The 4,672-nt window shown below is 72.2% G+C and carries 5 protein-coding genes; all 5 read left to right on the top strand.

The window, feature by feature from the left end:
- Positions 1–607: LacI family DNA-binding transcriptional regulator (locus tag ACFU7D_RS28690; protein WP_378873668.1), on the top strand; the 607-nt coding region annotated here is incomplete at its 5' end.
- 125 nt (positions 608–732) lie between these two features.
- Positions 733–1,884, top strand: a complete 1,152-nt coding sequence (locus ACFU7D_RS28685) for a Gfo/Idh/MocA family protein (protein WP_378873666.1) — start codon at positions 733–735, stop codon at positions 1,882–1,884.
- On the top strand, positions 1,881–3,065 hold the full coding sequence (locus ACFU7D_RS28680) for a dihydrodipicolinate synthase family protein (protein WP_378873664.1): 1,185 nt from the start codon (positions 1,881–1,883) through the stop codon (positions 3,063–3,065). The genes ACFU7D_RS28685 and ACFU7D_RS28680 overlap by 4 nt, the downstream gene beginning before the upstream one ends.
- Complete coding sequence (locus tag ACFU7D_RS28675; RefSeq protein ID WP_378873663.1) at positions 3,062–3,913, top strand: sugar phosphate isomerase/epimerase family protein; 852 nt, start codon at positions 3,062–3,064, stop codon at positions 3,911–3,913. Before ACFU7D_RS28680 ends, ACFU7D_RS28675 begins: the two co-directional genes overlap by 4 nt.
- Positions 3,913–4,672, top strand: a 760-nt coding sequence (locus ACFU7D_RS28670) for a glycerate kinase (RefSeq protein ID WP_378873661.1), incomplete at its 3' end; no start/stop codon positions are given. The genes ACFU7D_RS28675 and ACFU7D_RS28670, both read left to right, overlap by 1 nt.

Below are 4,672 nucleotides of genomic sequence, written 5' to 3'. Positions count from 1 at the left end.
CCTGCTGACGTCCTACCTGGACGGCGGCGGCCGGGCGGCCGCGATCAGCCAGCCGCGCCTGCCGGTCGACACCGTCGTGATCGACAACCACGGCGGCGCCAAGGCGCTGGCCGAGCGGCTGGTCGGCCTCGGCTATCGCCGCGCCGCGGTGCTCACCGGCCCCGAGGACCTGCTGGTTTCGGCCGAACGCCACGCCGGCTTCGCGGAGGGGTGGCGGGAGGCGACCGGCTCGGAGCCGGCGTACGTCTCCGACGAGTTCAGCCGCGACGGCGGCCGCCGGGCGATGACCCGGCTGCTCGAGGACGGCCGGGACGACGGCGCCGCGGTGGACTGCGTCTTCGCGGTCAACGACCTGATGGCGGTCGGCGCCCTGGCGGCCTGCCGGCAGGCCGGCGTCGAGGTCGGACCCGACCTGGCCGTCGCCGGCTTCGACGACATCGCCACGCTGCGCGACGTGACGCCGGGGCTGACCACCGTACGTCTTCCCCTGGCCGACATCGGCCGGCTCGCGCTCGAGCTCGTGCTCGGCAAGCCGTCGGCGGAGCTTCGCAAGAGGTCCGTCCACGGCGAGGTCGTACTGCGGGAGAGCACTCCCCCGCGTTCCTGACGGGCCCCGAAAGGCCTCCTGCGTCCGGCATCACGGAACGCCCTCTTGCGACGGGCGTCACATCTGTCCTACCGTACTGGAAAGCGCTTTCCCCCATCGCTCTCCAGCAGACGAGGAACGAACACATGGCCACACGACGGCTCGGCATCATCATGAACGGCGTCACCGGACGCATGGGCTACCGCCAGCACCTGGTGCGCAGCATCCTGGCGATCCAGGAGCAGGGCGGTGTCGAGCTCTCCGACGGCACCCGGATCCTGCCCGACCCGATCCTGGTCGGACGCAATGCCGAGAAGCTCCAGGACATCGCCAAGGAGCATGGCCTGGACCGTTGGACCACCGACCTCGACGAGGCCCTCGGCAACGCCGAGGACACCGTCTACTTCGACTCGCAGCTGACCAACGTCCGCGAGGTCGCCATCACCAAGGCGGTCGCGGCCGGCAAGCACGTCTACACCGAGAAGCCGATCGCCGACGACGTGGAGGGCTCGCTGCGCCTGGCCCGCCTGGCGGCCGACGCCGGCGTGAAGAGCGGCGTCGTCCACGACAAGCTCTACCTCCCGGGTCTGCTCAAGCTGCGCCGCCTGGTCGAGTCGGGCTTCTTCGGCCGCATCCTCAGCGTGCGCGGCGAGTTCGGCTACTGGGTCTTCGAGGGCGACCTGCAGCCCGCCCAGCGGCCGAGCTGGAACTACCGCAAGGAGGACGGCGGTGGCATGACCACCGACATGTTCCCCCACTGGAACTACGTCCTGGAGAACCTCTTCGGCAAGGTCGAGGCCGTCACCGCGAAGGTCGTCACCCACATCCCCGAGCGCTGGGACGAGAAGGGCGCGCGCTACGAGGCGACCGCCGACGACTCCGCCTACGGCATCTTCGAGCTCGAGGGCGGGATCATCGCCCAGATCAACTCCTCCTGGGCGACCCGGGTCAACCGCGGCGAGCTGGTCGAGTTCCACGTCGACGGCACCCACGGATCCGCGGTCGCCGGCCTGCACCACTGCGTCACCCAGGACCGCAACCTGACCCCGAAGCCGGTATGGAACCCCGACCTGGTCGAGTCGATCCAGTTCCGGGACCTGTGGACCGAGGTCCCCGACAACCAGCCCTTCGACAACGGCTTCAAGGCGCAGTGGGAGCAGTTCATCCGCTACGTCGAGGGCGACGGCGACCACCCCTACGACTTCATGGCGGGCGTCCGCGGCGTCCGGCTCGCCGAGGCCGGGCTCACCTCCTCCGCCGAGGGCCGCCGGGTCGAGCTCGGAGAGATCCAGCTGTGACCTCCGTACGCCTCCCGTTGCCCGACGGCGGCACCGAGCTCTACCCGCTCGCGGCCCCTCGGGAGTGGACGAAGCCGAGTGCGCCGTTCACCTCCCGCACCGCGTACGCCGCCGCCCACGTCGTCCCCCGCACGCTCGCCGAGAACGTGCCCGGTGCCCACGCGGACATCGACTGGGACCGCACCCTGGCCTACCGGCACGAGCTGTGGTCCTACGGTCTCGGCGTCGCCGAGGCGATGGACACCGCCCAGCGCGGCATGGGGGTCGACTGGACCGCCGCGGCCGAGCTGATCCGCCGCTCGGCGGCCGAGGCGGCCACCGTGGGCGGGTCGATCGCCTGCGGTGCCGGCACCGACCAGCTCGCCCTCGACGCCGTCCCCGAGGGCCGGCAGGGCCTGGCGGCCGTCATCGACGCCTACCGTGAGCAGATGAAGGTCGTCGCCGACACCGGCGCGACCACGATCGTGATGGCCTCGCGCGCGCTCGCCCGGGTCGCCCGGGACGCCGACGACTACGCCGAGGTCTACGCCACCCTCCTCGACGAGGCCGAGAGCCCGGTGATCCTGCACTGGTTGGGCGACATGTTCGACCCGGCGCTGGCGGGCTACTGGGGCTCCTCCACGGTCGCAGAGGCGACGGAGACCTTCCTCGACGTCGTTCGGGCCCGTCCCGGCAAGGTCGACGGGGTCAAGGTCTCGCTCCTCGACGCCGAGCACGAGGTCGGGCTGCGCCGGGCGCTGCCCGGCGGCGTACGTCTCTATACGGGGGACGACTTCAACTATCCCGAGCTGATCGTCGGCGAGGGCACCGGCGAGGGCGAGTTCTCGCACGCGCTGCTCGGCATCTTCGCGGCGATCTACCCGGCGGCCTCGGCCGCGCTGCAGGCGCTCGACCGGGGAGACCCGGCCGAGGCCCGCGAGCTGCTGGAGAGCACCCAGGCGCTCGGCCGGAAGATCTTCGAGGCGCCGACCTACTACTACAAGACCGGGATCGCGTTCCTCTCCTGGGTCAACGGCCACCAGCCCGGCTTCTCGATGGCCGGCGGCCTGCACGCCGGTCGTTCGGTGACCCATCTGGCCGAGGTGTTCCGGCTGGCCGACGCGGCCGGCCTGCTCACCAGCCCCGACCTCGCGGCCGCACGCATGCGCGCCTTCCTCACCGTGCAAGGAGTCGACCAGTGACCGACAGCACCACCGGGCTGGAACGCCTCTCGCTCAACACCAAGACCACCAACTCCTGGACCCTCGCCGAGGCCGTCGACGGAGCGGCTCGGGCCGGCATCCCCGCCCTCGGACTGTGGCGCGACCGCGTGCACGAGGCCGGGCTGGAGAAGGCGGCCAAGCTCGTACGCGACGCCGGCCTGCGCGTCTCCTCGCTCTGCCGCGGCGGCTTCCTGACGGCATCCGACGAGGCCGGGATCGCCGGCGCGCTCGAGGACAACAAGCGGGCGGTCGACGAGGCCGCGACGCTGGGCACCGACGCGCTGGTGATGGTCGTCGGCGGCCTGCCCGAGGGCGATGTGGACCTGGCCGGTGCCCGGGAGCGGGTCGCCGAGCGGCTCGCCGAGCTGGCACCCTACGCCCGCGACCACGGTGTGAAGCTGGTCCTGGAGGCGCTGCACCCGATGTACGTCGCCGACCGGGCGGTCCTCTCGACCCTCGGCCAGGCGCTCGACCTGGCCGCGCCGCACCCGGTCGACGCGGTCGCGGTCGTGGTGGACACGTTCCACGTCTTCTGGGACCCGGACGTCGCCGCCCAGGTCGAGCGGGCCGGCGCGGAGGGCCGGATCGCGGGGTACCAGGTCTGCGACTTCAACCTGCCGATCCCCGCCGACGCGCTGCTGGCGCGCGGGATGATGGGTGACGGGGTCATCGACTTCGCGCCGATCACGCGGATGGTCGCCGCGACCGGCTACACCGGCGACGTCGAGGTCGAGATCTTCAACGAGGCGGTCTGGGCCGGCGACCCCGACGAGGTGCTCGCCACCATGTCGCAGCGCTACCGCGACCTCGTCCTCCCCCACCTGTGATGCCCGGCCACCATCAGGGCCGTCCGGTCGTCGTGGTCGCCTGCGACAAGTTCAAGGGCTCCCTGACCGCGCGCGAGGTCGACGAGGCGGTGGCCGCCGGGATCCTCGCGGCGCACCCCGAGACGGAGGTACGCATCGTGCCGATCGCCGACGGCGGCGACGGCACCGTGGCGGCGCTGGCCGGCGCCGGTTTCGACCTGGTGCCGGTCGAGGTCGCCGGCCCGACTCTCGAGCCGGTGACGGCTCACTACGCAGTCCGCGGCGATCTGGCGGTCGTCGAGCTCGCCGACACCTGTGGGCTGCTCCGGCTGCCCGGAGGCCGACTCGCCCCACTCACCGCCACGTCCCGCGGTCTCGGTGAGGCCGTGCTGGCCGCCATCGACGGCGGCGCCCGCACGGTCGTCATCGGGCTCGGCGGCAGTGCCAGCAACGACGGCGGCTCAGGGATGCTCCGCGCCCTCGGCGTACGACTCCTCGACGCCTCCGGGGCAGAGCTCGCGGAAGGCGGAGCGGCACTCCAGAGCCTGGCACGGATCGACCTCGACGGTCTCGACCCGCGTCTGCGGGACATCGAGATCGTGGTCGCCTGCGATGTCGACAACCCGCTCCTCGGCCCTCGCGGCGCCGTCGCCACCTTTTCGGCACAGAAGGGGGCCGGCCCGCGGGAGCAGGCCATCCTCGAGGAGTCCCTGACGACGTACGCCTCCCTCATCTCCGACGCTCTCGGCCGCTCCGCTCCGGAAGACACCCCCGGAGCCG

Source organism: Nocardioides sp. NPDC057577 (assembly GCF_042801335.1).
Taxonomy (GTDB): Bacteria; Actinomycetota; Actinomycetes; order Propionibacteriales; family Nocardioidaceae; genus Nocardioides.
Note: the sequence above shows the minus strand (reverse complement) of the source record. Positions and strands in the feature narration are given on the sequence as shown.

Bases quoted from the DNA above. Each gene is read 5' to 3' on its own strand.
- ACFU7D_RS28685 (WP_378873666.1), top strand. From the start codon at position 733: ATGGCCACACGACGGCTCGGCATCATCATGAACGGCGTCACCGGACGC.